Origin of the sequence: Microcoleus sp. Pol12B5 (genome assembly GCF_036701335.1) — a bacterium.
GTDB lineage: Bacteria > Cyanobacteriota > Cyanobacteriia > Cyanobacteriales > Microcoleaceae > Microcoleus.
Genome location: NZ_JAUBQQ010000012.1, coordinates 16,576 through 41,293, shown reverse-complemented (window position 1 = coordinate 41,293; position 24,718 = coordinate 16,576). Strand labels below are relative to the sequence as shown.

The window sequence follows — 24,718 nt, the reverse complement described above, 5'->3', positions numbered from 1 at the left end:
CTTCGGTATATTTTATACAGTAGCACTATGTATTCTCGAAAACACTTATCTTCCAAATCTTTTATTATATGTTGACAATTCTTGATTTAAGCTGGGCCAATATTCCGTAAAAATACTATTGATTTTTTGCATGGTTTCTCCTCTAATCCATCAACCACTAAATGCACAACCCTGCTTGCTCCTCGATTGGGGACAAGTTCCCTACTCCCAAGCTTGGGAAATCCAGCAAAAACTCGTGCAAGAACGGCGCGACAGGCCAGATTTGCCAGATGTCCTGATTTTGCTGGAACATCCGCCGGTTTACACTTTGGGACTGGGATCAAAGCTGGAATTTCTGAAATTTGACCCAAGCCAAACTCAGCCAGAACTGCACCGAGTTGAGCGGGGCGGCGAGGTGACTTACCACTGTCCGGGTCAATTGGTTGGCTATCCGATTTTAAATTTGCGCCGTCACCAACAAGATTTGCACTGGTATTTGCGGCAGTTGGAGGAAGTGCTGCTGGGGGTGCTGGAAGTTTTGGGGTTGAAGGGTTCGCGGGTTCCCGGTATGACTGGGGTTTGGGTGGATGGGTGCAAGCTAGGTGCGATCGGCATTAAAGTCAGCCGCTGGATTACGATGCACGGTTTTGCTTTAAATGTTTGTCCGGATCTCGCCGGTTTTGGCCAAATTGTACCTTGCGGGATTCCCGATCGACCTGTTGGCAGTTTAGAGCAGTTTATTCCCGGAATTGAGGTCGATCGAGTGCGATCGATCCTTGTCGCTGAGTTTGCTCGCGTTTTTGCAGTGGAAATTGTGCGATTCCCTACGGGATAGCTTCGCTTCACGAATGTGTAGGGTGCGTCGCTGTCAACACTACTAACTATCGCAGTCGGTTTTTTAAGTGCGATCGGGCTCGTCTTCCTCATACACCATTAAATCGCCCGGTTGGCAGTTTAGCGCTTTGCACAGAGCATTGAGAGTGGATTCGTCAATTCTCGTGAGGCGACGGCGGGTTTTGAGTCTCGAAAACGAAGTTGGGTGCATCCCCACCAAAGCAGCCAACTCTTTGTTGCTGATATTTCGCTCGGCCATTACAACTGCCAATTTCCAACGGATGACCACTGTTGATGCTCAATTAATAGCCTGGACTTTGCAAGCTGATGTTACCATCCCGCAACCTTCACTATCCTTTAATTAACCGCTACGGTAAATTATTTGAGCTTGGCAGTTGACTAATTCAGAAAATGAACTATGCTGAGGATGTACAAACGGAAAAGCGATCGCCCCTTTGCCTCGAAAACTCAAGGGCGATCGCTATCCGACTATTTTGTAGTTAAAACTCATGATATCACAGCCAAAGTCAGTTCCCGAAATCCTTCGCGAAGACATTCCCGACGCACCCATCGGAAAGCAACCGATCCGATTGTTGATTTGCGGGATTCCCAAAGGAGTAGAAAGCATCATCAATCTGCTGCACGTTTTGGGTTTTGCAGAATTTGGTGAATGGAGCCCGCCTTTACAGTCCCCTCTAGCAGGTGAAGTAATGCGGATTTTAACCCGTTACTGGAAAGAATAATTTTTTAGGGCGATCGCCCTTTATTGAGCAAAGTGCGATCGCTCTTAAATTCTCAAAAACATCAGGCTTAATTCTCCACCCAATCACTTAAAAACTCAACCGTAAGGATGCTAAATATCGAATCGAATTAACGCGGCGGTGTCTGCGAGACTTGGGGGTATTCTAGAGATAATTTTAACAGTCTGTACTTAGAAGCGCGAATTAAATAACTTACAATTTTAATTGTTATTGTGGGATGGGCCTAAGATCCCGTCCAAAAAGGACGGGATCTTAGGCCCATCCCACTTTCAAGAGTGGAAGTTATTTAATTCTCATTCCTTACTGATTCAAGAATTGAGATAATTGGTGGTATAAGCTGTTCGGCATTTAAAGGACTTGCGTAAGGTGCGTCAGCATCTAAGGTTTTCCGTTTCAGCGTAAGGGTTCTAGCTGACGCACCCTACTAGCCTCGTTACTGGTTTAAATGCTCCACAGCTTAATGCGCGATCGCGGGCTTCTCTAACCTTAGAGAGAAGCAAGACCGATGCACAAATACGTCCTAAGAGTTTTGCGATCGCCCCTAGCGTGAGGTAAGCTTCTTGTTACAGCACTTTCCAGGTAAGTGAAGTACAGAGAAACCAGGTTTCTTGAATAAAACCGATTTCTGGCGAGAAATCCAGAAGAAACCGGGTTTCTGGGGTGTACTTCATAAACCTGGAATCCGCTGTAATTATTGCGCTTTGCTCAGGAGAAAAAATTTATGCCAGATATGTCCGGTCAAGACCCCTCGGAAATTAAAATGGCGACGGTTGATGAAGAAGAAAAAGGCGCAACGTTTAGCGGTACGGTCATCCTTGCTATCGATGCCGAGGCTGGGGAAGTCGTTTTCTTCAGAGACTTTTTGATTGAAGATTATAAAGGCGAACTTACCGCTTATCTGGCAACAGATGGCAATATAACGAAAAGCATTGATTTAGGCGAAGTTAAGCATAAAAGCAGCAGCTTTAAGCTGCCAATTCCGCTGGGGACGGATACATCACCCTACAATACCGTCGTGCTGCGCGACGAAAAAAGCAAGAAAAAAGTTGTGACGATCAAGCTGTAAAATTTGCAATGAGAGCTCGTAGTTGGGCCAAATTCGTTAGCGCAGCCCTCGAAGAGGATCGCCCTTTTTTTCCTGAATGAAGTACGCGCGTGCGAAGTTATCCCGTAGGGAATCGCTCTTAAATGAAGGTGCGTCACTTTTGATCGAACGGCGCAGTTTTGCGATCGCTCGTAAAGTGATGCACCCTAATTTTTAAAATGGAATCGGATCGTAATCGGGATTTTCCGGTTCGTTAGACGAACCCGACGGGCGATCGGACTCAGAACTTGAAGACTGATGCGAGTTCCAATCCGAACTAGACGTGCGGTTAGGGCCGCTTGGAGCGCTGTTAGAACTGCGGTTCCGCGAGCCTAAAGGTACTACATTGCTAGGCACATTAGCCGGGGCGCTGTCGCGAATTTGAGCAGGTTCGGGGGCGGTTCTACCTGCGGGAGCCGAACTCATGGCATCGGCGCCGACACTGTAAATCCTTTGAGCTGTCAGTTCAGCGCGCTTTTCTTTAATACCATCTCTTTCGATCGTATTCATGCTCAGCCGTCCTTCAATAATCACGCGATCGCCCTCGTGATATTTCTCGTGAATTTCTTGAGCAAAATTTCCCCATCCTATCACTTTCAAATGTTCGGGTGGATCTTCGGGTTTTGGGCCGGGAAACTGCACCAACATCTCAGCGATTTGAAGTTGATTGTCAGGAGTATAACGTAGTTGCGGTTGTTGAATTATTTCCGCCATCAAAATGCAGCTATTCATCTGTTATCTGTGCGTAATTGGGAATTGGATGTTGAAGAAAGAAGGAAGAAAGAAGAAGGAAGAAGGAAAAAATAGCTATCCGTGTACCGATGACTTGTGCGTCTTGCTTTTGGGAATTGCCTGCAAATTGGTAATTGGTGATTACTGATTTTTAGGCGCTATTCGCTATTACTTGTCACCGATTACGGATTACACGTTACCAAATTTATCTTGGAGAACCGCCGCCTCGGCTTGAGTGACAAAATCGTGAACGAGGGCACGGTACTCCTTCAACGTTTCAGATACCCAATCTCGATCCTCACTGTTGGCGAAGATATGAACCGTCGGTTCACTAGCATCGGGTAAAACTAATACCCAATTGTCGTCGCTGTAGTTAAAAATCTTCACTCCATCTAATAATTCTAAACGATCGGGCGAATGAGTTTCTACTAAATGTCGCATCAGCGAACCCTTGATAGTCCAAGGACAGCGGACGCTGTAACTGCGGTGGGTGATGCGGGGAAGCTCCGCCTTGATCTGTCCGAGCGATCGCTCCTGAATCGTCATCATTTCTATCACTTTAGCAATGCAGAACATTCCGTCAAATCCGGGATGCAACTGCGGGAAAATAAAACCCATAAGGCCGCTGCCGCCCAAAACCACATTCGGGTTCCTGTTAGCGGCTTCCATCAAAGCAGTTGGGTTCGCCTTCGTGCGGATTACCTTGCTTTGATAGCGTCGGGCGATCGCCTCCACCGCAGAAGACGCGTGCACCGGCACTACTACTGTACCTTTGGGATGAGAAGTCAGCATCAAATTTACCATCAACGCCGTCAGCATTTCCCCACGAATCGCTATCCCAGACTCATCTACCAAAATGAGCTGTTCGCCGTTAGCCGATACCTGCACTCCAAAATTAGCGCTGAGTGCTTTCACCACACGGCCGAGTTGGTCGAGCAAATATTCCCGTTCCCCGTTGCTTAGAGAAGTCTGCTTGAGACTGGCATTGAGCACCACCGCATCGCAACCGAACTTGGCAAGCATTTGGGGCAGAATTGCTCCAGAAACCGCGTAAACGTAATCGATTACCACCTTAGAATTGCTGTAGCGTATTGCCTCAACATTCATCTGCCGCTCAAAAATGCGGTTGTAAACATCGAGAGCTTGGTTAAAGTACGTCATCTCTCCAATTTCGGGAATTAGAGCTCGCCGCAAATCTTCCTTAAAATAAGCCCCCTCGATTTTTTTCTCAGCTCCTTTAGTAATATTGATGCCTTTGATATCGAAGAATTCAATTAAAATGTGGTCGGAGCGATCGGGCGAAATGCGAACGTGAATGCCGCCAGCAATCGACAGCGTAGACGAAACCGTGCGCGCGATCGGAATTGCCGTCGATTCCAAATTGACCACATTAATTCCCACCGACATCAAACCCGCAATCAAAGACCTCGAAACCATCCGCGAAATGCTCCGCTGGTCACGAGAAACCGATACCGCAGTCCCCGGTTTCAAAGTCGAGCCATAAGCCGCGCCCAATTTCACTGCAAATTCCGGAGTAACATCCACATTTGCCAGTCCTTGAACGCCACGCTGACCGAACAAATTCCGCTTAGCTTGTTCTCCCCAAATTAAATTTTGATTTAACAGAGCGCCGGATTCAATATTTTTGCTCGGCCAGACGCGCACGCTTGGCCCCACTTGTGCTTCTTCTCCCACGATGGACATTGAACCGACGACAGCACCTTCGAGGACGTGAGCGCGCCTGTCTACGCGGGTGCTCCGGCAAATCACGCAGGCCCTAAGATGAGCGTCTTCACCGACAATTGCTCCGTTCCACACGATGGGACGTTTGAGATTGGCGTCCGCCCCGACAGTCACGTTATCTCCGAGCACTGTACCGGCATCGATTTTAACTCGGGCTCCAATTCGGCAATTGTTGCCGATCATCGCCGGTACTTCGATGATCGCGCTATCGTCAATAAAAGTATTCTGACCTACCCAAAGTCCCGATCGAACTTGGTTATAATAGCTCAAATCCAGTTTTACCTTTCCCCGCAGTGCGTCGTACTGAGATTCCCGGTAAACATCTAGCTGGCCGACATCGCACCAGTAACCCTCGGCGATGTAGCCGTACATCGGCTCGTTTTTTTCCAGTAGCAGGGGAAACAAGTCTTTCGAGAAGTCGCACTCCTGATTTACCGGCAGGTAATCCAAGACTTCGGGTTCTAAAATATAAATGCCGGTATTGATAGTATCGGAGAAAATTTCGCTGCTAGAAGGCTTTTCCAGAAAGCGACTGATGCGGTAATTTTCCTCAGTAATCACGACCCCGAATTCCATCGGGTTGGGAACGCGAGTTAAAATTAACGTGGCTTTGGATTGCTGACTGCGGTGAAATTTGATCGCTGCGGTTAAGTCGAAGTCTGTGATGCTGTCGCCGCTGATGACCAGAAAAGTTCGATCGAGCAGTTCAGCAATATTTTTGACGCAACCAGCCGTACCCAGCGGTTGGTCTTCCTCCACAGCGTAAGTCATTTGAACGCCAAACTCTGCCCCGTCAGTAAAATATTCGCGCATGACATCGGGAAGGTAGTGCAGCGTTGCAATAATTTCCGTGATCTGATGTCTTTTTAGCAAATTAATAATGTGTTCTGCGATCGGGCGATTGAGAATCGGCACCATCGGTTTGGGCAAATCGCACGTCAGGGGTCTGAGCCTCGTTCCCGACCCCCCAGCCATCAGCACTGCACGCATAAAATCCTCCTTGCTTAGAAAGCTCTCTACCGCTATTGTCCGCTAGAAAAAGTTTGCCTGCTGTAATTCGTTGGCCACCAGCAATCAGTTCTTAGTAAAATATCTTCGAGTAGTTACACATCAGGGCAATCCCGTTCGGCTACGCTGTCCCCCAGCAGCAACCGATTTCAACCGAATTAGAACTTCCGGCATCACACCAATCCCCCGGTCGAACTCGGATTTGTAGGGGATGTTGGGTGATACCAGTTAAAAAACAGAATGCAACTGTATGCCCGTACTCGAAACCCTTCTGTCATCAGTCATTACCAATGCTTTAATTCTTCAATTCTTGCATCTAAAATGGTATAATTCTTCAGAATCCTCGACTTTTGACAGAAGTCCCTTCTTGCTTACTCGGTGAAAGCTATTTCGGGGGTGTTATTTTTAAGTTTGTGGCCAACGGGGATTTTTAAGTCTCTTTCTGAAGGTGGAATTGCTAGGGCTATCGGGGCGCTTTGGCATCTGATAAATGATAGATTAAGGGTAACGCTTTGACTAGCTGACCCAAAATCCTATCCATTGCTTAGGGGTTTTTTAAATGAGTACATTAATTAGCTTGGCATTGCTGATCGCTTACGGCGGCGGTATTTGGAAATTTTGGAATGGTTTCGATCGCACTAACTTCGACAGAAGTTTTGCAAATCGCCTGAAGCTGTCGCTGCTCTGGCCGGCGTTAATTTTTAATAAGCCTTACCGCCAAAACTTTACAAAAGCTCTCAAAGCTTCTAAAAGGTAATTCAAGAATGTCTAAAAAGTCCGAGCGCCCAGTAGCGGGTCAGGAGCAAACTTGGTTTGCTAAAGGAAAATCAGATAGCTGGCAAGTTTTACTGTCGCAAGTGGCTTCTCGGTTCGATCGCGAATACCGAGGAGAAGGTTTCGCTTTACCCGAAGAAGTCGAAGCAATGCCGATTTTCCTAGAATCTGTTGCAGGAACTCTCCAAGCAAAAACAGTTTCTCCCTTCTGGAAAATTGCCAAACCTCAAAAAAATCAGCGCTGTTTAGACATTGGCTGCGGAGTCAGCTTTCTGATCTACCCTTGGCGGGATTGGGAGGCATATTTTTACGGTCAAGAAATCAGCAGCGCAGCGCGAGACGCCTTAAACGCTCGCGGCCCTCAGCTCAATTCTAAGCTGTTCAAAGGGGTAGAATGGGCTCCCGCTCACCAATTAAATTACGAGGAGGCTCTGTTCGATTTATGCCTTGCTACAGGCTTTAGCTGTTACTATCCCATAGACTATTGGAGTATTGTCATGGGAGAAGTAAAGCGGGTACTAAAACCGGGCGGTCATTTTGTTTTTGATGTCCTCAACCCCAATGCTCCTCTAGCAGAAGATTGGGCAATTTTGGAAACTTATCGAGCCGGCGAAGTATTTTTAGAGACAATAGAAGATTGGGAAAAAATGATTAAAGCTGCGGGCGCTAAGGTAATAAAAAAGCAAAGTGGCGACTTATTTCAAATGTATAAAGTTCAATACAATTGAGAGGTTAAGGGGAAGAGGTAATTAGCTTTTTACTCAAAAATTCAATCATCCAAAGCTTGCTCTGCCGGACAAAAAACTACTTCATTCTTAGTGGAGAAAGTAGGGTAAGTCAGCAAGTACAGATTAGTTTGAAAAGCAACAAATATTCAAGCTAACGCACCCTACTAACTACTAACTCACAATAGTGAAGCAAGCAGATTGGATATTACCTATTCCCATACCGGATTACCAATTACCGACGCCCAATTAATTTTCGGTAGCCGCAGGAGATGGCGCAGCTTCCGGCGATGGTGACGGCGACACTTCGGCTGCAGGAGATGGCGACACTTCCGGGGCCGGAGATGGTGCAGATTCCGGCTGCGGGGACTCTTCGGCGGGAGATGGCGCTGCTTCGGGCTGCGGAGACTCTTCGGCGGCGGGAGATGGCGCTGCTTCGGGCTGCGGGGACTCTTCGGCGGGCTGCGGTTGAGGAGAAGGCGACTGTTCCGCGGCTGGCTTCGGTTCAGGCGAGGGCGAAGGTTGAGCCGCAGGCTTGGGTGCGGGCGGCGACGGTTGAGCCCCTGGCTGCGGTTTGTTTGAGGGGGCCGGCGGCTTCTCAAACTGCGGTTTCACTTCTGTAGGCGCCGGGGAGGGCGGCTGGCCTGTTGGTCTGCTGGGCGCTGTGGGGGCGGGCGCTGGCTGCTGCTGGCCTGGTGGGTTGGGCCTGGTTGGGGTGACAGGAATGCCACTGCAAACTTTTTCGTCGTACTTAAACTCGACAGCCAGTTGGTAAAGCTTGTGCGTGGTGGCTGCTTCAAATGTTAGAGAAGGGCTAATAATCGCAATTTTAGCCGCATTATCGAGAATACCGTAACCCGTGGGGACGATCGGCTGAGGCTCTGCCTTGAGCAAGCCTTGAGGGCTGACAACTGCTCCAAAAACTGCAGTTCCTTGGAGTTTTTGCGAGCAAGCTGTTACGGGATAAGGGACATTCACAGGAGTCGATCCCGTCATTTGCAAGTCAGGATAAGCCTTTTGGAATCTGTCAAACAAAGCACGATAGTTAGTTACAAACGCAGTTTGCTGTGCCCCTGTGTCGGTGGATGAGTTTGAACCGGGTTGTCCGAGCTGTCCTAGCTGTCGCTGTCCTTCTTCAAATTGTTGCCTCCTGATTCTTTCTTCGGGAGTTTCTGCGATGAGATTCCTTTTATTGGGATCTTTTTGAGTCAATTTTGGTACTCCATCGGGCCCCACATTCCTGCCGGCAATTGGGAATTCTGGGGTAAAGACTGGAGCTCCGTCTGGAAATAGTGGAAGTCCGCCTCTACTGGCTATGATCTTTTTGAGCGCCTCTGCTTCATCTTCCGAGCCGCCGCCGGGAAACTGCGGCGCTTCTGGCAGCGATGGTGGTGGCGGGATATTGCGATCAAAATTACCTGGTAAGGGAGGGAAAAGGAAACCGCTGGGAGGTACGGGTGGGACGAAAGTGGGTATTGGCTGGGAGGGGGCTCTGACTGTTGGGGATGGAGTCTTGGGAGGTGGCGGGGCTGTTGGGGCAGTGAAGGGCGGGAGAGGGGAAGGAGGCAGAGGGGAAAAGAATCCAGGAGGGGGCATTCCCGGTGGCATGGCGGGCAAGTTGATGGTATCAGGTGGGGGGGGCAAGGGCGGGGCTAACTTTGGCGCTGGCCGAAGGGGAACTGGTGCGATCGAAAATGGCGTAAATCGCGTATTAGACGGTCTCGGTGGTAGGGTTTGTGGCAGGCGGCCGGCTTCTGCGGGAGTTAGTTCTACTAAGCCGACAGAACCGGGGATATTTTTTGAGGAATTCCCACCATAAATTATGTTTGAGAGCGTCGGGGCAGTGACTCCGAACACTCCGTGAAGGCTGACAGAAGCTAGGGCTGCCCACCAATAAGGCTGGCGCAGCGGTTCGGAAAGGGTGTTGGCGAGGGAGGAAGAGTCAGTCATTTAAATTTTAGATTTTAGATTTTAGATTTTAGATTGGGGGAGTGGGAGATGGTTAGATTTTAGATTTTAGATTGGGGGAGTGGGAGATGGTTAGATTTTAGATTTTAGATTGGGGGATTGGGGGATTGAGTGATTGGGGGATTGGTAATTTATATTGTTGTGGTTGTGATTGAGTGTGAATTCGTTTTAATGAGGAGAGGTTGGGAATTTAAAGGTATAATTTTAGCACGATCGCCCTCGAAATTGCCCGATCGACTTTTATTGAGATTTCGCGATCCTCACATCCAGCACTCAAGCCTAGAAACCCGGTTTTTTGCCTGCTTCCACGCTTGTATAGCAACCGCAAATAGGGTGGGGAGGTTGTTAATTGCTCAAACCATTGTTTTCCTTGCCGAATGCCTTTAGCCAAATCCTATACACGGTTTCTCAGGTATTGTTGAGAATGGTCAGCGGGCCTCAGGCGGGCAGGACTGGCGCGATCTAAAAAACAGACTGCACCGCTGCTATACCGTCTTTCTCCGGGATCTGGAGCGCCACTTATTCATTAAACACGATCGATCCGTTCGATCGACCCCTGTTTCCAATTCGGTTACACAACCGGATTCATCCGTGGAAGTAATTATTCAATCGAAAATCCCAAATCCCAAATCGATGGATTCACCAGCGATAGCGGTAATTTTTAAAAGGAGCTCCCTCGATGGTGAGCAAGTCGATGGGATAAATTGGAGCGCCGCTTGCCATATATTGAAACATTTCTCGAACTTCCTCTCCCCGCAACGACAACTGGTCTAATTCCTTGAGAGAATACCAGCCCGCGCACAAAGTATGCTCATCCGGCTTACTCTTGGGTGGCGTCTTATCTTGTGGACGAGCCACAAAAATGACTCGGAGGCGCACATTACCCTTAGGCATCACTGTGTGCTCTACCCGGAGAATTCCCTCAATGATGATGGAAATGCCCGCTTCCTCAAGGGTATTACGCATAGCAGCTTCGAGCAAAGTCTCCCCTTTTTCCACTCGCCCTGCTGGGAGATACCACTGCTGCTCGTACTTGCGCTCTTGTACCAGTAGAAAACGGTCTTCTAAGTGAACGACAACTAGGGTAAAATACCATGTTTGAATCGGCTCGCGAGCCATAGAAGTAGATATTCCCTAAGCAAAAGGTTTAACGAGCGGCAGATGTTAGCAATCCAAAGGATGCTTTGGCAAGTGTCTTTGAACTTGAAAAACAGATCGTAGCACTCCGGCTGCAAAATCTAAAATCTAAAATTTAAAATCTAAAATTGACAATGCCATTACCAACCGTGATTTTACCAGGATATTTTGCTGCTGCTTCCGACTATCGCGAATTAGAAAAATCTCTGGTCGATCGAGGTTTCCCAACAGTAACAGTGCCTCTGGGCAAGGGAGATTGGTTGCCGACTTTTGGTGGGCGGTCGATGGTGCCAATTTTGCGACAGCTCGATCGCACAGTCAAACAAATGTTACAGCAATACGGCGTTCCCCAGATCAATCTCGTCGGTCATTCCGCCGGCGGCTGGATTTCTCGCATCTATTTGGGCGAAAAGCCTTACACGATTCACGGCGACGTGCTTGAGGACGCGGGTTTGTGGGAAGCTCACCCTTATGTGAATACTTTAATTACTTTAGGCACGCCGCACGTCTCTCAAGAGCGCTGGACGCGCAAAAATCTAGATTTTGTCAAAATTCACTATCCGGGGGCTTTTCACCCACAGGTGCGCTACGTGTGCGCTGCTGGGAAGGCTGTTTTTGGCAAGCGCGGTTTAGGAACTTGGCTGGCTTATAAAAGTTACGAGTTGACTGTGGGGAAGGGCGAAACTTGGGGAGATGGAATTACGCCGGTGGAAGCTGCTCTTTTGGACGGGGCCGAAAATCTGGTGTTGGAGGGAGTTTGGCATTCGCCTCGTTCTCCGGGGAAGTGGTACGGTTCGCCGGAGGTTTTGCCGGCTTGGATTGGGTATTTGTGTTAGAAACGAACCGCGAAGACGCGAAGGACGCGAAGGAAGAAGCAGAAGGTTTAAGGGAAGGATTTAGTTAAATATTTATATTAGGAGCGAGTTTAGTGCGGCAAAACTCGCCCCCGCGATGCTATGTTTGCTTGAATTTTTATAGCTAACTGAATAGATTGAAAAATATTTTATGTGGCATTATCGGTAAGATTCCGAAGTCACGGCGAACCACACAATCAAATTAGAGGTTGGCTGGGGTGGAATTGGGCGACAATGCTACTTTGCGCTTGGACGCTGATAATGAATTTCAGCCGGATGCTTTGTGGAGAATTGGTGCTGGAGGTCGATCGCAAATTAGGGATGATGATTATGTGCGATCGCACTGTGTACAATCATCGCAGTGTTTGGTATTTGGTGCGAGGGGCGATCGCTATCTGTGCAAGTATCGCACTGCTGAACTCAGCACCAAAATCTCTCGGCTCTCCGCTCCAACCCCGTCTGAGGCTTTTCATCACAGTAATTGGGCAATCATTACCTGACAAGCTGATTACTTTTTTCCAAACAGGATATTAACTTTTAAGACAATCATTATAACTCAAGCAAAGTTCCAATATTCTTATCAATAGAACGCTGGTAAAGCAGCGAAGCAAATGCAATGTCATGGATTGATAGTCCTGCCGCAAAAACCATAGTACGAGAAGGTCTTTTAGAAGGAATTGCATCAATACCAGCAACCAATCTTCCTAAATCTGAATATATGTCGGATTTGGAGAGCAACCCATTTTTCACCAGTGCGTAAATTACCTTTCCTCTCCGGCAGCACTCTTGCCAGTCATCAATAATGATGTAATCGCAATTTAGAAATACTGACTCATCCGCATCCCTTAAAGATAGATTCAATATCAAAACATCGTCAGGGATTGAATCTATCTTAATAATTGGCTTGGCGGAAGTGCTGGAAAGTATTAAGACTTCGGATTGAAGTGTAATGCTTTTAATCTCTGTGGATTGACTAAATACACAACGGGGATGTTTTTCTCTAAGTATCTTGGTTACAGCGTTAAGCTTCTCTTTACTTCTGCCGTATATGTTCACATCTTTTATGGTCGGAAATTTACAAAGAAGAGAGTCAACAGTCAATTGTCCTATCTTTCCTATTCCAATACAGCCAAGAGAATATGGATTTGGACGAGTATACTCTACTGCTATACAGGCAACAGCAGCAGTACGCATAGCACTAATTGTACTACCTTCAAGTATTGCAATTAGCCGACCAGTTAGAGGGCAGTTTAACAATATAGTTGCACTTGCTCTTGGAAGACCTAAATTTTCGTTGCGCGAACTACTGCCCAACCACTTAACTCCACAAAAATTAACAGTGCCGCCAACATAAGCAGGCAGCACTGCCATGCGATCAATTGGGCTTTGACTTAGCGGAAGTGCAAATATTGTTTTCGGTGGCAACACACACTCTTGGTGACCATGCATCAAGAACGAATATTTTGTAGACTCTACAGCTAAATCTATTTCATAGACACCACACTCAATCAAAGCCTCGCTGTTTATATATCTAATAAAGTTATGGGTGTCTGTCATACTAAAACTTTACGGGATGTGAACTTTCCTGAACTATCCTCACCCTAATCCCTCTCCCGTTCTGGGAGAAGGGCTAAAGCTAGGCTCGGTTGCCTAACCCCTTCTTCTCTGGGAGAAGAGGTTAGGCAATAAGGGTAGACTTTAATTTGCACATTCCGTAACTTTGCGACAGACAAGATTCAGAATTTTTAAATTCATGCCAAAAGAATTTGGCTGGAACTTAATCTCGTCAGGATTGCAGCCAGCAGCCCGAATTTCGTCAGGATTGCAGCCAGCAGCCCGAATCTCGTCAGGATTGCAGCCAGCGGCCCGAATTTCGTCAGGATTGCAGCCAGCAGCCCGAATTTCGTCAGGATTGCAGCCAGCAGCCCGAATTTCGTCAGGATTGCAGCCAGCAGCCCGAATTTCGTCAGGATTGCAGCCAGCAGCCCGAATTTCGTCAGGATTGCAGCCAGCAGCCCGAATTTCGTCAGGATTGCAGCCAGCAGCCCAAGAATCTAGATCATTTCTGAGGAGTCCTGGATCGGAGTTAAAGCACAACCGATACAGCTCACGAGTTTGTGAAAACGCCTGCTCTAGATTACGTCTGTCCTCAACTCCTCTGCTACCAAAATAGGGAAAGTGGTGCAAGAAAGATCCGAACAGGGAGTCGCAATCTTTGGCATATTTTCTGGTATCCAAGATATGAGTGTGCCAAAAAGTATCAACTTCTTTTGTTGGAACAATTGTTTCCGAGGGAAAGTAGAATTTTAAACTCAAGTATTGACGATATGATTCCGCTACACGGAGCACACGCTCGCTACTCCAGCAGATGTCTTCTCTTTCATCAGTCAATTTATTGATAATCGGTGTCAAATCAAGAGCGGAAAGTCTCGCTTCAAACGCAATATTTTTAATCACAAAAAATTATCCTTTTGCTGTGATACTTCTCCAATCATTCCTTAGAAAACAAAGCTTTGTCTAGTCAAAAAATGTTCTATTTTGCCAAAAACTTTCTCATGTTTTCGCTCCATTTTATCTACTTTTGTACGAAAATGTACGAAAATGCTGGAAAATATGATACAATACACAAAACGATCGCCTCTCCCAGCCCCGATAAATCTTAAAGAAATGTTAAAATTTGCTGATGAGATAGTATTTGCCAAAACGGGTCAGCACCTTAACGATTTACAAGCAGCGGTACTGCGGGGAACTCTACAACGCGAGACATACAAAGCAATAGCGAAAGATTTTGACTGTTCTGAAAGTCGCATCAGGGAAATCGGATCGGAATTATGGCAGATACTTTCAGAGGAGTTAGGGGAAGATGTCAGTAAAACAAATTTTCGCTCCACAATGGAGAGGTTCCAAGTCTCTAATTCTTCAAACTTTGCACAAAACGTCAGCGAACAATACATCAGTGGTAGTTTCAACATCTGTGCAGAAGGAAGACACCCACCAAATATCCCAAACTCACACCCACCCAATCAAGAAACATCTAACAGAAAACAATCTCCAATCTCACATCAAGATTTAAGCGAAATGCCGGAGTTGGGTGATTTCTTCGATCGCACTCCTGAACTCCAAACCCTCACCACCTGGATTCTACAACAACGCTGTCGCCTCATCACCCTCACCGGCATCAGCGGTATCGGCAAAACCACCCTTGCAGTACAACTCGTACAACAAATTAAAGACGAGTTTGAGTACGCAGTTTGGTACACTCTAGACGAATTCCCCACCATAGATAAATTTCAATCTAACCTAATACAGCTTTTTTCCCATTCCGAAAAACAAGATTCATCCCCAACAAACCAAAAACGCTTACCGCTGATTAAGTATTTACAAAACCATCGCTGTTTAATCGTCTTAGATGACGTTCACAACCTTTTCTGTAGCGGCAAATTGGCAGGAAAATATAAACCAGAATCCGAAGAATATCGCTCTTTATTCAAACAAATAGAAAAATTATCCCATCAAAGCTGCTTTCTGTTAATCGGTTGGGAACAACCGAGAGAAGTGACTCAAGTTAAAAGCCAAAATACTTCTATTCGTACCTTGCAACTCAAAGGTTTAGGCATCGCCGCCGCACGGGAAATTCTCAGAGATTATGGGTTAGAAGAAAGCGAGAACAGTGAAGCACTCATTCATCGTTACCAAGGCAACCCCCTATGGTTAAAAAGCGTGGCGAATCTGATTCAAGACTTGGGTGGAGGCGTGACAGAGTTATTACCAAATGATACTATATTGTTGCCGGAAGATTTGAAAGATGTTTTACAGCAGCAGTTCGATCGCCTATCCGAACTAGAAAAACAAGTAATCTCCTTGTTAGCCAAAGAAAGCCAGCCAATCAACCGGGCAAAATTGCTAGAAAATGACATAATTCCGGCTTCAGATTTGCTAAATGCCCTGCAATCTCTATCGCGGCGCTGCTTGATAGAACAACAAACAAATTTTTACACGATTTCACCTGTGCTGAGGCAATATGCGATCGCCTCTGCGGTGTAATTGATATCTCTTAGTCTGCGGAGGCAGACTTAGTTTGTATAGTAGCGATTTCAATCGCCCAGTAACTAAATAAATAAAATCGCACAAACAAAAACCGGGCAACTTCAAAGCTACCCGGCAATCCTAACTTTAGACTTCAGACAAATCTAAAATCTAAAACCTAAAATTCTTAAACAGCGACAGTCTTCTTAGCAGAGGAGCTCAATTCGCCCTTAGCATACTTAGCTGCAAAATCGTCCAAAGACACTTGCTTAATCTTTGTACCGTGACCGGCGCAACCGAAAGAGTTGTAACGATCGCTACAAACCTTCTGCATATACTTGATCGACGGCTTCAAGAAGTGGCGGGGGTCAAACTCGTCGGGCTTGGCAAACAAAGCTTCGCGCACCGCAGCGGTAATCGCCAAACGGTTGTCAGTATCGATATTGATCTTGCGAACGCCGCACTTGATGCCCTTTTGGATTTCTTCCACAGGTACGCCGTAGGTTTCGCGGATTTTGCCGCCGTTGCTGTTGATGATTTCCAGCAATTCTTGGGGCACAGAAGAAGAACCGTGCATTACCAAGTGAGTATTCGGCAAGCGGCGGTGAATTTCTTCAATGCGGCTGATTGCCAAAATTTCGCCAGTCGGCTTGCGAGTGAACTTGTAAGCGCCGTGAGAAGTGCCGATCGCGACTGCTAGAGCATCAACGCCGGTTTGCTCAACGAAATCCACAGCTTGTTCAGGATCTGTCAGCAACTGATCGTGAGAAAGCGCACCTTCAAAGCCGTGGCCATCTTCTGCTTCGCCCATTCCTGTTTCCAGAGAACCCAAGCAACCCAGTTCGCCTTCAACGCTAACGCCGATCGAATGAGCAACATTCACCACGTCGCGAGTAACTTGAACATTGTACTCGTAGCTGGCGGGAGTCTTAGCATCTGCTTCCAGAGAACCGTCCATCATCACGCTGGTGAAACCTTGGCGCATGGCAGAATAGCAAGTGCCGGGGGCATTGCCGTGGTCTTGGTGCATGGAAATGGGAATGTGAGGATAGGTTTCAACTGCTGCCAAAATCAAGTGGCGCAGGAAATTTTCGCCAGCGTAGGAGCGAGCGCCGCGAGAAGCTTGCAGAATCACAGGGCTGTTGGTTTCGTCAGCAGCGCGCATGATCGCTTGGATTTGCTCCATATTGTTGACGTTGTAAGCCGGTAGGCCGTAACCATTTTCAGCCGCGTGGTCGAGCAGCAATCGCATAGGTACAAGCGCCATAGATATTCCTCCTAATTATTTGTGATTTTTGGGCAGTGAATTTTGAACAAGCTCAATTCTTACGATAATATTAAGACAATTTGCCACCGATCGCGCACTATCTTTCCAGATTTACTTAAAAGTTCAAAAAACAAAATTTTGAGTTCCGAGCATTCAGCTCAAAACTCAAAATTCTTAACTCACAAATTTTTATGGGTCGCCCGGGATTTGAACCCGAGACCAATCGGTTAAAAGCCGAATGCTCTACCGCTGAGCTAGCGACCCGCGAAAACATTGTTACCGCACACAATTTCTAATAGTAGCACCCCTCATTTGAAATAGCAAGTGTTTTTTAAATAAAATTTGCAGTCATCCGAACCAGCATCTCGCAAGTCGCTCCCGGCTGCAAATAAATCAAGTGTTCGCCAGTGTTGAGGGCATTTCGAGGAGCAGTCCAAGGTTCTAAACAATAAAAATCCTTGCCCTTCACCATCCAGAAAACCAACTTCCCATAGCTGGAGTTGTAACTGAGGGTGAGCCGCAAGCCGCTCGCCGCGTCAGTGACAGTAGCAGCAAGACCAGTGAGCTCGTCAAAGGAAACATCAATTTCATCCAGCGTCTCGTCAAAAACCCCTGTGAAGTAACCCTTTTGGTGGGTGTTCTGATCTCTGTACTGCATCCCCGGAATCTCAAAGCGGAGCTTAGATTTGTCCGTAGCCAAAAAGTAGGGGTGCAAACCACTAGAAAACGGCATGGGTTCAGCAGACAGATTGGTGTATCGCTGAAAAATTTCCAAAGAATTGCCTTTAATCTGATAAGTGAAGGCTAGTTGGAAATCAAAGGGATAAACAGCCAGCGTCTTGTCGCAGCTATTGAGAATTAGCGTAAGAGCCGCGCAACCCTCCGTAACTTGTTCGCCTACTGTCCAAGGCAAGTATCGAGCAAAGCCGTGCTGTTTGAGCTGACGCTCCACTCCCTTGTGCGTGTAAGTATTGTCGGGGAGATTGCTGCAGATGGGAAACAGGATGGGAATCCCGCCACGTACAGTTAGATCGGGATTGGCGAACCGTTCCGCGTCCAAATAGAAGATTTCTTTGCCTTCAACCAGCCAGCTAGTGGCAATACCGCCCCGTTCCGGCACAACTTCTAGAGTAGAGTTAGCCGTTTCGTCGGAGAGGATATAGGTTTTGTACTGCTTTTGCTTGAGCGCGATCGCAAACACATTTGTCATCGGTAGTAGGTCATTGATCATTGGTTGTCAGTAAATTGATCGTTAATAATTGGTCGCTATTATCTTGATGTTCACCCATTACCGCCCCTATCCTCCCCCTGCATCCTCGCTCCGGCCCCCACCGGCTAACCAATGCTTCTAGCTATAGGAGGCAGGGCGATCCGGTGCTTGGAGCGGTTGCTGCTGTTAGCTGGAACGATCGCGGAGGCCGGCTGCTCTTTGAGTGCGACTTCAAAAGATACACCCCGAGTGCGTGGAAGATAGCTTTGGGGACTCGGCACTGCTCCTTGATTGGGAGACGGGGGCGAAATAAACGGCTCTTTGATGAATGGCTCTTTTGTAAACGGCTCTGGTTCCCGGCTGGGATTTTGAGGTTGAGTGGGGTAGATGCGCGGCGGCAAATTTTGATTCGGAGATGGGTTTGATTCAATTGCAGGCCCTGTCCCGTTCGGGAAAAATGAGGAGTTGTCCGGCTGTTGGGGCGCAGCCGGCAAAGCCGGCAAAATCAAAGTAGGTTTGGGTTGTCCGGGGCCTTGCTGATTGCTTTCACCGGAGGTTCCCCCGGAACCTCGCCCCGGCTGGTATGTACCGCTCTTTGCTGCTCCGGGCAATGGATAATTTGGAGTTTTTGATGTCGCTCCTGGCTGGACTAGGGAATCGAGAACTACAGAAGATCCCATCGGTCGATCGAAAATACTAGAAATTTGCTCGACGCGTTTGAGGATGCGATCGGCTGAGGCTCCCTTCACCACCTTCGGCTGCAACTTTTTCACCTCCACAGGCAGAAACTCTACCTTCATATTCCTGTCTTTGAGCGATACTTTCAGGACTGCGGTATCGTAATCCCTGCGAGCATTCCCGCCGAATATAAAATTACCCAGCGAGTAAACTATCGGGCGGCCCTTGTAAATTTCTGCACCTTGCAGTACCTGGGGATGGTGTCCCACTACCAAATCAGCTCCTTGGTCGATCGTGAACCGAGCCAAATCAATCTGCCAGTCCCCTGGATAATCTGCCAATTCAACTCCCCAGTGGTAATTAACAATAATCCAGTCTACCTTACCCCTAAGAGCTCGAATATCCTCCGCCACGCGATTGTTGCGGCGGGGGTTAGTTCCGGCTTTCCCTTGGTCGGCGATGTTAAGCTCGGCATCGTAATAACCGAGGTAGGCAATTCGCTGACCCTTAACTTCAATAATATCTGGACGCCTCGCTTCTTTAATATCTCTGCCGGCTCCCAGGTGTTGAATCCCACTATTATCTAGAGTATTCATAGTCTCCACCAGCCCCGGTTCCTCGTAATCCATAGCGCGGCTATTTGCCAGATTGACAATATCCACTCCTCCGGCTGTTAATACTTTCACCGATTCTGGATCGGCTTTAAAATTTAATTGTTTTTTAGCAGAGCCCAATGTAGAGCGAGTCAAAGAGTTTTCTAGGTTAACCATCGCCACATCTGCTTGCCGATACTCGTCCATATTGGCGAAAGCCCATTGGTGATCGTTGGCAGCAGATGCTCCGAGCGCATCCGATAGATTCACATTTCCTCCGAACATCAGCGTTACTGTTGGGTCGTAAGGATTAGCAACTTGCTTTTGCTGTACTACTGGTACCACTTCTAATGCCGCTTGCACCGTATCCGCACGTTTTGGAGGCGGCCCCGAAATTAGAGCAGCTTGCTGGTAGCGGGATACTGGAGAGCCTAACTGCAAGGTCACAGCCTCGTGGTAGCTGACCCAACACCCTAAAATAAATGAGGCAAGTGCCGATCCCACTAGCAGCAGAGAACGATACGTTTTAAATTTAACCCAATCGACGATCGGTAGGGAACGGTAACGCCGTCGCTGGCGGTTTGCCGGAGTGACAATTCGCACTGACTGTTTCCAGAGAATGTCTGCATCCCCAGCCAAGCGCGCGTGAATTCGCACTCCTTCTACTGCTGGCGAGTTGAGTCTCCAGAGTTGGTGGCAAATAAATTTGACTAAGCCTTCCCGGAGAGTGCTCCCGAGTAATGTAGTATCTGACGCAAATTCGCGCTGGAATTCTACGAGGATTTGGACGCAGCCGGCCTGAGCCTGTTCGACGCGGGCATAAATCCCTTCGGGGCGCAGCAAGCTGTCAATCCAGTAATTCAGGGCTTGAAAGTTGCCCGATCGCGCTAGCTCCAAGATAGACGGCTGCGACCAATTTTCTGCGTACACCATCAATTAGCCTCCTTAATACGCACGAGCAATGACTCCAATTTGTGTTGAACGGAACCGCAATTCTTTTAGCTTAACCGCCACAGGTTCCGCTGCCCGTTTTGAAGCTAGTTGTTGGTCGCCACCATTTTCTACATTTAGGGGCTGCCTGCTGTCAGTGATTTTTATCACACTCCAGTCAATCGATTTTAGATTTTAGATTTTAGATTTTAGATTTTAGGTTTTAGGTTTTAGATTGAGGAAAGAGGCGGTACTGTGGGCGATCGAACAAAAGTCGAAACCAGAGGTTTCTGGGGGACTTGAAACAGAAGAGAGGAAGATTTCTGAGGCAGAGTCTGTTTTTATTGTCGCTGTTTGAGTGTCGCTTTAGAGCTTTGGCTTTGAGATTTGAGATTTGAGATTGAGCCTTGACGGCGTTAGTGGGCGATCAAACAAACGTCGAAACAAGAGGTTTCTGGGGGACTTGAGGCAAAAGAGAGCGAGATTTTTGAGGCAGAGTCTGTTGTTATTGTCGCTGTTAATCGCGTGCCGTTGTCCAGTCCTAATGCTTCGATCTATGCTGGCAAATGCCTCTCACGAGGGATGCCACCGGCTGCACAACCTGTAATTGGATAAATGGCGTACTAGATAGATTTGGTGGTAAAATCAAATTTGGTAACTCCCATCGGTACCAAAGTTGCGGAAAACGTGAAACTGGCCAGTCCATACGGCTGTGCCTTCCGATGTAAAACCCAAAGTACGTTACGGTAAACAGACCATATTTTAAGCAAGTTACACTGCGCAGGAGAACTGACAAATGCTACAGCGCAAAATCTATCAACTCTGTTGTGATGGTCGTGAGGTTTCTATTTTTCTTCGAGATCAGCAACGTTGGATAGAGCGCGCTCGTATCCTAGATATTGAAGGGGATCTAGTCACGCTGCGCTACGAAACCGACGAAGAAGACGAAATCAGCTCCTGGGAAGAAATGGTGCGTCTCGAAAGTATTGGAGCTGTGTCCCAGAAGTTGGCTTCGGTATCCCGAACTAACTGCGAACCCCTAGTTTCTGATGATTGTCCCGAAGCCGAACAAATTCGCAATCACTACCCAGACTCGAATTTGGAATAGTTTTGAGCTCGCGCTTGAGGCAGAAGGAAAACTTGGGGGAAAAGAAAACGACTTTTCTCCCTTTTTTGTGGAGAAATTATGCAAAAAACCCGGTTGAGGCCAAAAATATTCTGGTTTGTGACCACATAAGCTATTTTGCCTTTAAATTTAAGCTTGATGGCGGGCTCTCCTGCCCAACCCCTACTCCCCACAACAGCGTAAGTACACAGTAGTTTAAAAATTCAATACGCGACAGCTTACCCCTGCTGAAACCGGGTTTTTTGTCTGGGTGCGTCCAGGAATGTTCTTTTGTTTTCTTTGCCTGCGGGCTGGTTTCGAGGTTCCCGACAGCTTATTCGCCGTCTGTTTCCCCATCTTCTAGGAAAAGTTCGGACTCCGGTATCGCTTTAAACACCGGACAGAAACCGTCGGGGGTTACTTTAAAGCCAAACAAAGCACTGGATTGGTTCCAACAGCGCTGGCTGCGGTAGTGCTGGCAATTGCCACAGCATTCAAGGTTGGCCTGAACGGCGCTGCCTTGAAAAAGGAGTTCCCGCTGGGAGATGCCGCGCAGTACCAGTTCTTCGCCTTGCCAGCGCGCTTCTACCAAACCGGTATCGGCAAAATTGGCCCACCGGGGATCGGCTGTAATCGGACTCGGCAAGCTAATTGCTACCTCTGTCCCCAATTCGCTGAGTTCTCCCTCATAGTTAGTTTCCGGGATAGCGGGCTGCAAAAACATTTCCCCGATCGGCAGTTCGACAAGTGTTCCGGCCGCCGGAGTGTGCAACTGGTAGCGGTTTCGCAGCTCGTCCAAGTTAGCCAAGTCAGCCAAATATGCAGGGGAACCGTGGATCAAAATTACGTGCTGGGGACGCAAATTGTGGATGAGTTGGGTAGTCCCGGGCCCGTCGCAGTGTTCGGCTAGCAGATAAGTTTCGACACTTGTGACTCCTGATTCGGGCCTGTTGCCCAGCCAGTCACTGACGGGATATCCTGGTTTTTGAGGGGCGAGCAAAATCCAAGGATGTGTGCCATCGGCAACATACAAAGCCAAATCAGCTAACTTGTCTGTAATTACAATACAGGGCGTGGCTCCCAATCCGGGGCGTTGTTCTGCAGACAGCCGGCGGACGCGGGGTTTCACCCTTTCGTCCCAAAACAAAGGTTGGTGCAGAGCAAAATTTTGGACGGCGGTGGGAAATTGGGGTAACAGTTCCAGATAAGCGTCGCATCCGTCGGCGACAGTGCCGTCTACCCAAATATCCAAGTCGCGGCCAGTAAAGTAGTGGTGACTGCGGAGCAGCATCAGCATTTCTTGCCCCAAACCAAGGGCCGGCGAGGGCAGCAGTACCGAGTAACCGTCGGCGATGGCGCGGTGGATGCGATCGGCTAACTGATTTTCTAGTTGTCGGCGGTGAGGGTGGCGCGCCGTGCCGTAACTGCCTTCCAAAATTAATACATCCGGCTTCATGCCCCTGAGTTCTCCCAGGGGCAAACCTTCCACCAAACGAGAATTAGACAGGAAAAAGTCGCCGGTGTAAACCACGGTGTAGGTGCGGTGCGGGGCTGCATAAGTCAGCAGCACAGTCGCTGCTCCGGGCAAATGACCCGACGGGAACAACTGCACGCTCAGTCCTGGGCGCACTTCGAGCGGCGACTGCCAGGGCAGTCCATGACAGAACCGTGACTCTGGCTGCTGAGCCAGTTGTGGCCAGTTGAGCGGTAGCAGTCGGGCTGTCACTTCGCTGGCATAAATTGGCAAGTGGGGGAAAGATTGATGGAGTGCTAGCAAACCTCTGGCATGATCAGAGTGGGCGTGGGTACACACCACAAAATCGGCTGGCAGCGATCGATTTAGTGTTGCTGACAGCGGTTCAATATCCTCTATACCGCAGTCGAGTAAAATGCGGTGCGGCCCCATTCGGACTAGCAGACAGACCCCTTCCTGTGCGTGGCCTGCGCCGTAAGGTAAACAATCGAGATCCATCACTGCGGTTAGCTCCCTGCTTTGCACGCAACTTGCAGTATCGCCACATTTAAACATTGGTTGCGACTGCATTCATTCGATCAAGTTCAGTCTCGGACGCAGAAACCGGATTTGATGGACGAAAACAGTTTGTTGCCGTCCTCGATCCCGGTAAAAAAACCCGGTTTATCTAAAGTTGTGGTGCGTAAGCCCTGGAGTTAAATGTTTGCTCGAAGGCTCCGGCTCTCGTGCAAAAAAAGTAATTGCACTTAAGATTTGATGCAGCGCCCAGAAAGCGATTTTCCGAAGGCATTGGCCTGACGGGCATTCGGTCTTGGACAAAGTTCAGGCTACTGGTTCTTGCATCAAAAGTTACATTTTATTGCACCGTGTAAGAGCAGCGAGCTCGATCTCATATTCTGAGTTTTAAATCTTTTTCCACAATTTGCGCCTGCTAAAAGGTAATCTTTTTTATGAGGAGATTTTAATTCAGATGACCCAACATCTTGATAAAACTTTACAATTCTTCATTTTTAGGGTTTTGAGGGTCGTGTATAGTCCAATCTGAAAAACGGAGAACCAGCATCGTGCTAGCTAACTGCTTTTGTCAGGGCAGAGAGAGACTTTATGAGTTTGCTCGGTTTCTTTGTAAAAGTTTGATACATTCTTCTAAGCAAACTTTGTGGCTATCGAGGAGAGAGTGTCAATGGCTTTTTGACCCCACCCAAAAACGGATATAAGTTTCCGACAAACATCGCCTGCCGCCTAAAGTTTTAGACTCTTGTTCAAGCTCCAGATTCATCTATGAAGTAAATCTCAAATCGTTCGACTCAACCCGACTCGGCTGAGTGCTCGCCAAACGCCTGAGCGCGGCGAGACGGCTCGGCTGAGAGCTCGCCGAAGTCTCAAATCTCAAATCGACTGACTGCCCCATAATAGGTCTGTTTACTCCCCTCATTGACTAGGGGGCAAAACGATGCGTTTTTTTGTTGAACCTCAAACATAGTCACATAAATTCCCAGACAATAGATGATATTCATCCTGTAAAAATACCACTAACTTGCCAGAAGTAATCTTAGCTCGATGAGTCTCCAACCAGCCTGTAATCTCCTGTTTTTTTATCATTGCTAGGTCTGATTTAGGGTTGAGTTTGGGAGTGTTTTTCACATAATCCGTGCGCGGCTTAATCGCGAAAGTTTGAAGGGCGAGAGCGTTTAATTGTTTGGTATGTTGCCCTTGAATATTATCAGAGCGCAATTAAAGCTGAAATGAGGAGCGATCGCACAAACCCGGTTTGATCAAAAAATCTGGTTTTTAGATTTGGTATTAAGGGGGAGACTGGGGAGCGCGCCGACCGCC

The 24,718-nt window shown here is 47.8% G+C and carries 21 protein-coding genes and 1 tRNA gene; 9 read left to right on the top strand and 13 right to left on the bottom strand.

Annotated elements, in window-relative coordinates; genetic code table 11:
- The first annotated feature begins 130 nt into the window (after window positions 1-130).
- Window positions 131-814 carry a lipoyl(octanoyl) transferase LipB gene (lipB, locus tag QUA24_RS09035; protein WP_333228959.1) on the top strand — a complete coding sequence of 228 codons (684 nt, stop codon included), beginning with the start codon at window positions 131-133 and terminating at the stop codon, window positions 812-814.
- Between the two features lie 63 nt (window positions 815-877).
- Here lipB and QUA24_RS09030 read toward each other — a convergent pair whose 3' ends face one another.
- The gene (locus QUA24_RS09030; protein ID WP_333107432.1) at window positions 878-1,102 is read right to left on the bottom strand and encodes a helix-turn-helix domain-containing protein; all 225 of its coding nucleotides are present in this window, start codon (window positions 1,100-1,102) and stop codon (window positions 878-880) included.
- A 220-nt stretch (window positions 1,103-1,322) separates the two neighbouring features.
- Here QUA24_RS09030 and QUA24_RS09025 point away from each other — a divergent pair, with 220 nt between their 5' ends.
- Together QUA24_RS09025 and QUA24_RS09020 are read left to right on the top strand one after the other, a co-directional pair.
- Complete coding sequence (locus QUA24_RS09025) at window positions 1,323-1,556, top strand: hypothetical protein (RefSeq protein ID WP_333228956.1); 234 nt, start codon at window positions 1,323-1,325, stop codon at window positions 1,554-1,556.
- Window positions 1,557-2,295: 739 nt separating this feature from the next.
- Window positions 2,296-2,640, top strand: coding sequence for a hypothetical protein (locus QUA24_RS09020; protein WP_333228954.1), 345 nt, complete (start codon window positions 2,296-2,298; stop codon window positions 2,638-2,640).
- Between the two features lie 192 nt (window positions 2,641-2,832).
- Here the strand turns inward: QUA24_RS09020 and QUA24_RS09015 are convergent, their stop codons facing one another.
- Both QUA24_RS09015 and QUA24_RS09010 read right to left on the bottom strand, forming a co-directional pair.
- Entirely contained in the window at window positions 2,833-3,390 is a 558-nt protein-coding gene (locus tag QUA24_RS09015) for a single-stranded DNA-binding protein (protein ID WP_333208824.1), read from the bottom strand.
- A gap of 189 nt (window positions 3,391-3,579) precedes the next feature.
- Entirely contained in the window at window positions 3,580-6,123 is a 2,544-nt protein-coding gene (locus tag QUA24_RS09010) for a mannose-1-phosphate guanyltransferase (RefSeq protein ID WP_333228952.1), read from the bottom strand.
- A gap of 577 nt (window positions 6,124-6,700) precedes the next feature.
- On the opposite strand from QUA24_RS09010, the gene QUA24_RS09005 reads away from it, so the two are divergent.
- Together QUA24_RS09005 and QUA24_RS09000 are read left to right on the top strand one after the other, a co-directional pair.
- Entirely contained in the window at window positions 6,701-6,898 is a 198-nt protein-coding gene (locus QUA24_RS09005) for a hypothetical protein (RefSeq protein ID WP_333030091.1), read from the top strand.
- 7 nt (window positions 6,899-6,905) lie between these two features.
- A complete protein-coding gene (locus tag QUA24_RS09000; protein WP_333228950.1) occupies window positions 6,906-7,643 on the top strand; it encodes a class I SAM-dependent methyltransferase in 738 nt (245 codons plus the stop codon).
- Window positions 7,644-7,889: 246 nt separating this feature from the next.
- Here QUA24_RS09000 and QUA24_RS08995 read toward each other — a convergent pair whose 3' ends face one another.
- Window positions 7,890-9,590: a hypothetical protein gene (locus QUA24_RS08995; RefSeq protein WP_333228948.1), complete on the bottom strand. Its 1,701-nt coding sequence runs from the start codon at window positions 9,588-9,590 to the stop codon at window positions 7,890-7,892.
- Between the two features lie 657 nt (window positions 9,591-10,247).
- The gene (locus QUA24_RS08990; protein ID WP_190662957.1) at window positions 10,248-10,727 is read right to left on the bottom strand and encodes an NUDIX domain-containing protein; all 480 of its coding nucleotides are present in this window, start codon (window positions 10,725-10,727) and stop codon (window positions 10,248-10,250) included.
- Window positions 10,728-10,879: 152 nt separating this feature from the next.
- On the opposite strand from QUA24_RS08990, the gene QUA24_RS08985 reads away from it, so the two are divergent.
- Together QUA24_RS08985 and QUA24_RS08980 are read left to right on the top strand one after the other, a co-directional pair.
- Window positions 10,880-11,581, top strand: a complete 702-nt coding sequence (locus QUA24_RS08985; RefSeq protein WP_333228946.1) for an alpha/beta fold hydrolase — start codon at window positions 10,880-10,882, stop codon at window positions 11,579-11,581.
- A 236-nt stretch (window positions 11,582-11,817) separates the two neighbouring features.
- Window positions 11,818-12,099 carry a hypothetical protein gene (locus QUA24_RS08980; RefSeq protein ID WP_333228944.1) on the top strand — a complete coding sequence of 94 codons (282 nt, stop codon included), beginning with the start codon at window positions 11,818-11,820 and terminating at the stop codon, window positions 12,097-12,099.
- Between the two features lie 49 nt (window positions 12,100-12,148).
- Here the strand turns inward: QUA24_RS08980 and QUA24_RS08975 are convergent, their stop codons facing one another.
- Entirely contained in the window at window positions 12,149-13,156 is a 1,008-nt protein-coding gene (locus QUA24_RS08975) for a hypothetical protein (RefSeq protein WP_333228942.1), read from the bottom strand.
- A gap of 141 nt (window positions 13,157-13,297) precedes the next feature.
- The gene (locus QUA24_RS08970) at window positions 13,298-14,056 is read right to left on the bottom strand and encodes a hypothetical protein (RefSeq protein WP_333228940.1); all 759 of its coding nucleotides are present in this window, start codon (window positions 14,054-14,056) and stop codon (window positions 13,298-13,300) included.
- A gap of 195 nt (window positions 14,057-14,251) precedes the next feature.
- Between QUA24_RS08970 and QUA24_RS08965 the strand changes: the two genes are divergently transcribed.
- Window positions 14,252-15,643, top strand: coding sequence for an NB-ARC domain-containing protein (locus QUA24_RS08965; protein ID WP_333229046.1), 1,392 nt, complete (start codon window positions 14,252-14,254; stop codon window positions 15,641-15,643).
- A gap of 169 nt (window positions 15,644-15,812) precedes the next feature.
- Here QUA24_RS08965 and fba read toward each other — a convergent pair whose 3' ends face one another.
- The 5 genes from fba to QUA24_RS08940 form a co-directional block, all read right to left on the bottom strand.
- Window positions 15,813-16,892, bottom strand: a complete 1,080-nt coding sequence (fba, locus tag QUA24_RS08960) for a class II fructose-bisphosphate aldolase (protein ID WP_006633469.1) — start codon at window positions 16,890-16,892, stop codon at window positions 15,813-15,815.
- Window positions 16,893-17,084: 192 nt separating this feature from the next.
- A tRNA-Lys gene (locus tag QUA24_RS08955) sits at window positions 17,085-17,156 on the bottom strand.
- Window positions 17,157-17,223: 67 nt separating this feature from the next.
- Entirely contained in the window at window positions 17,224-18,093 is an 870-nt protein-coding gene (locus tag QUA24_RS08950; RefSeq protein ID WP_445242591.1) for an aldose epimerase family protein, read from the bottom strand.
- A gap of 134 nt (window positions 18,094-18,227) precedes the next feature.
- Window positions 18,228-20,306, bottom strand: a complete 2,079-nt coding sequence (locus QUA24_RS08945; RefSeq protein ID WP_333228936.1) for a CapA family protein — start codon at window positions 20,304-20,306, stop codon at window positions 18,228-18,230.
- Window positions 20,307-20,318: 12 nt separating this feature from the next.
- Window positions 20,319-20,474, bottom strand: coding sequence for a hypothetical protein (locus QUA24_RS08940; protein ID WP_333228934.1), 156 nt, complete (start codon window positions 20,472-20,474; stop codon window positions 20,319-20,321).
- Window positions 20,475-21,099: 625 nt separating this feature from the next.
- Between QUA24_RS08940 and QUA24_RS08935 the strand changes: the two genes are divergently transcribed.
- A complete protein-coding gene (locus QUA24_RS08935) occupies window positions 21,100-21,411 on the top strand; it encodes a DUF6679 family protein (RefSeq protein ID WP_006633466.1) in 312 nt (103 codons plus the stop codon).
- A gap of 331 nt (window positions 21,412-21,742) precedes the next feature.
- Here QUA24_RS08935 and QUA24_RS08930 read toward each other — a convergent pair whose 3' ends face one another.
- On the bottom strand, window positions 21,743-23,380 hold the full coding sequence (locus QUA24_RS08930) for an MBL fold metallo-hydrolase (RefSeq protein ID WP_333229044.1): 1,638 nt from the start codon (window positions 23,378-23,380) through the stop codon (window positions 21,743-21,745).
- Window positions 23,381-24,718: the final 1,338 nt, after the last annotated feature.

Excerpts from the sequence above, each read along its gene's own strand:
- lipB (WP_333228959.1), top strand. The coding sequence starts at position 131 with ATGGTTTCTCCTCTAATCCATCAACCACTAAATGCACAACCCTGCTTG.
- QUA24_RS09025 (WP_333228956.1), top strand. The coding sequence starts at position 1,323 with ATGATATCACAGCCAAAGTCAGTTCCCGAAATCCTTCGCGAAGACATT.
- QUA24_RS09020 (WP_333228954.1), top strand. The coding sequence starts at position 2,296 with ATGCCAGATATGTCCGGTCAAGACCCCTCGGAAATTAAAATGGCGACG.
- QUA24_RS09015 (WP_333208824.1), bottom strand. The coding sequence starts at position 3,390 with ATGAATAGCTGCATTTTGATGGCGGAAATAATTCAACAACCGCAACTA.
- QUA24_RS09010 (WP_333228952.1), bottom strand. The coding sequence starts at position 6,123 with ATGCGTGCAGTGCTGATGGCTGGGGGGTCGGGAACGAGGCTCAGACCC.
- QUA24_RS09005 (WP_333030091.1), top strand. The coding sequence starts at position 6,701 with ATGAGTACATTAATTAGCTTGGCATTGCTGATCGCTTACGGCGGCGGT.
- QUA24_RS09000 (WP_333228950.1), top strand. The coding sequence starts at position 6,906 with ATGTCTAAAAAGTCCGAGCGCCCAGTAGCGGGTCAGGAGCAAACTTGG.
- QUA24_RS08995 (WP_333228948.1), bottom strand. The coding sequence starts at position 9,590 with ATGACTGACTCTTCCTCCCTCGCCAACACCCTTTCCGAACCGCTGCGC.
- QUA24_RS08990 (WP_190662957.1), bottom strand. The coding sequence starts at position 10,727 with ATGGCTCGCGAGCCGATTCAAACATGGTATTTTACCCTAGTTGTCGTT.
- QUA24_RS08985 (WP_333228946.1), top strand. The coding sequence starts at position 10,880 with ATGCCATTACCAACCGTGATTTTACCAGGATATTTTGCTGCTGCTTCC.
- QUA24_RS08975 (WP_333228942.1), bottom strand. The coding sequence starts at position 13,156 with ATGACAGACACCCATAACTTTATTAGATATATAAACAGCGAGGCTTTG.
- fba (WP_006633469.1), bottom strand. The coding sequence starts at position 16,892 with ATGGCGCTTGTACCTATGCGATTGCTGCTCGACCACGCGGCTGAAAAT.
- QUA24_RS08945 (WP_333228936.1), bottom strand. The coding sequence starts at position 20,306 with ATGGTGTACGCAGAAAATTGGTCGCAGCCGTCTATCTTGGAGCTAGCG.
- QUA24_RS08935 (WP_006633466.1), top strand. The coding sequence starts at position 21,100 with ATGCTACAGCGCAAAATCTATCAACTCTGTTGTGATGGTCGTGAGGTT.
- QUA24_RS08930 (WP_333229044.1), bottom strand. The coding sequence starts at position 23,380 with ATGGATCTCGATTGTTTACCTTACGGCGCAGGCCACGCACAGGAAGGG.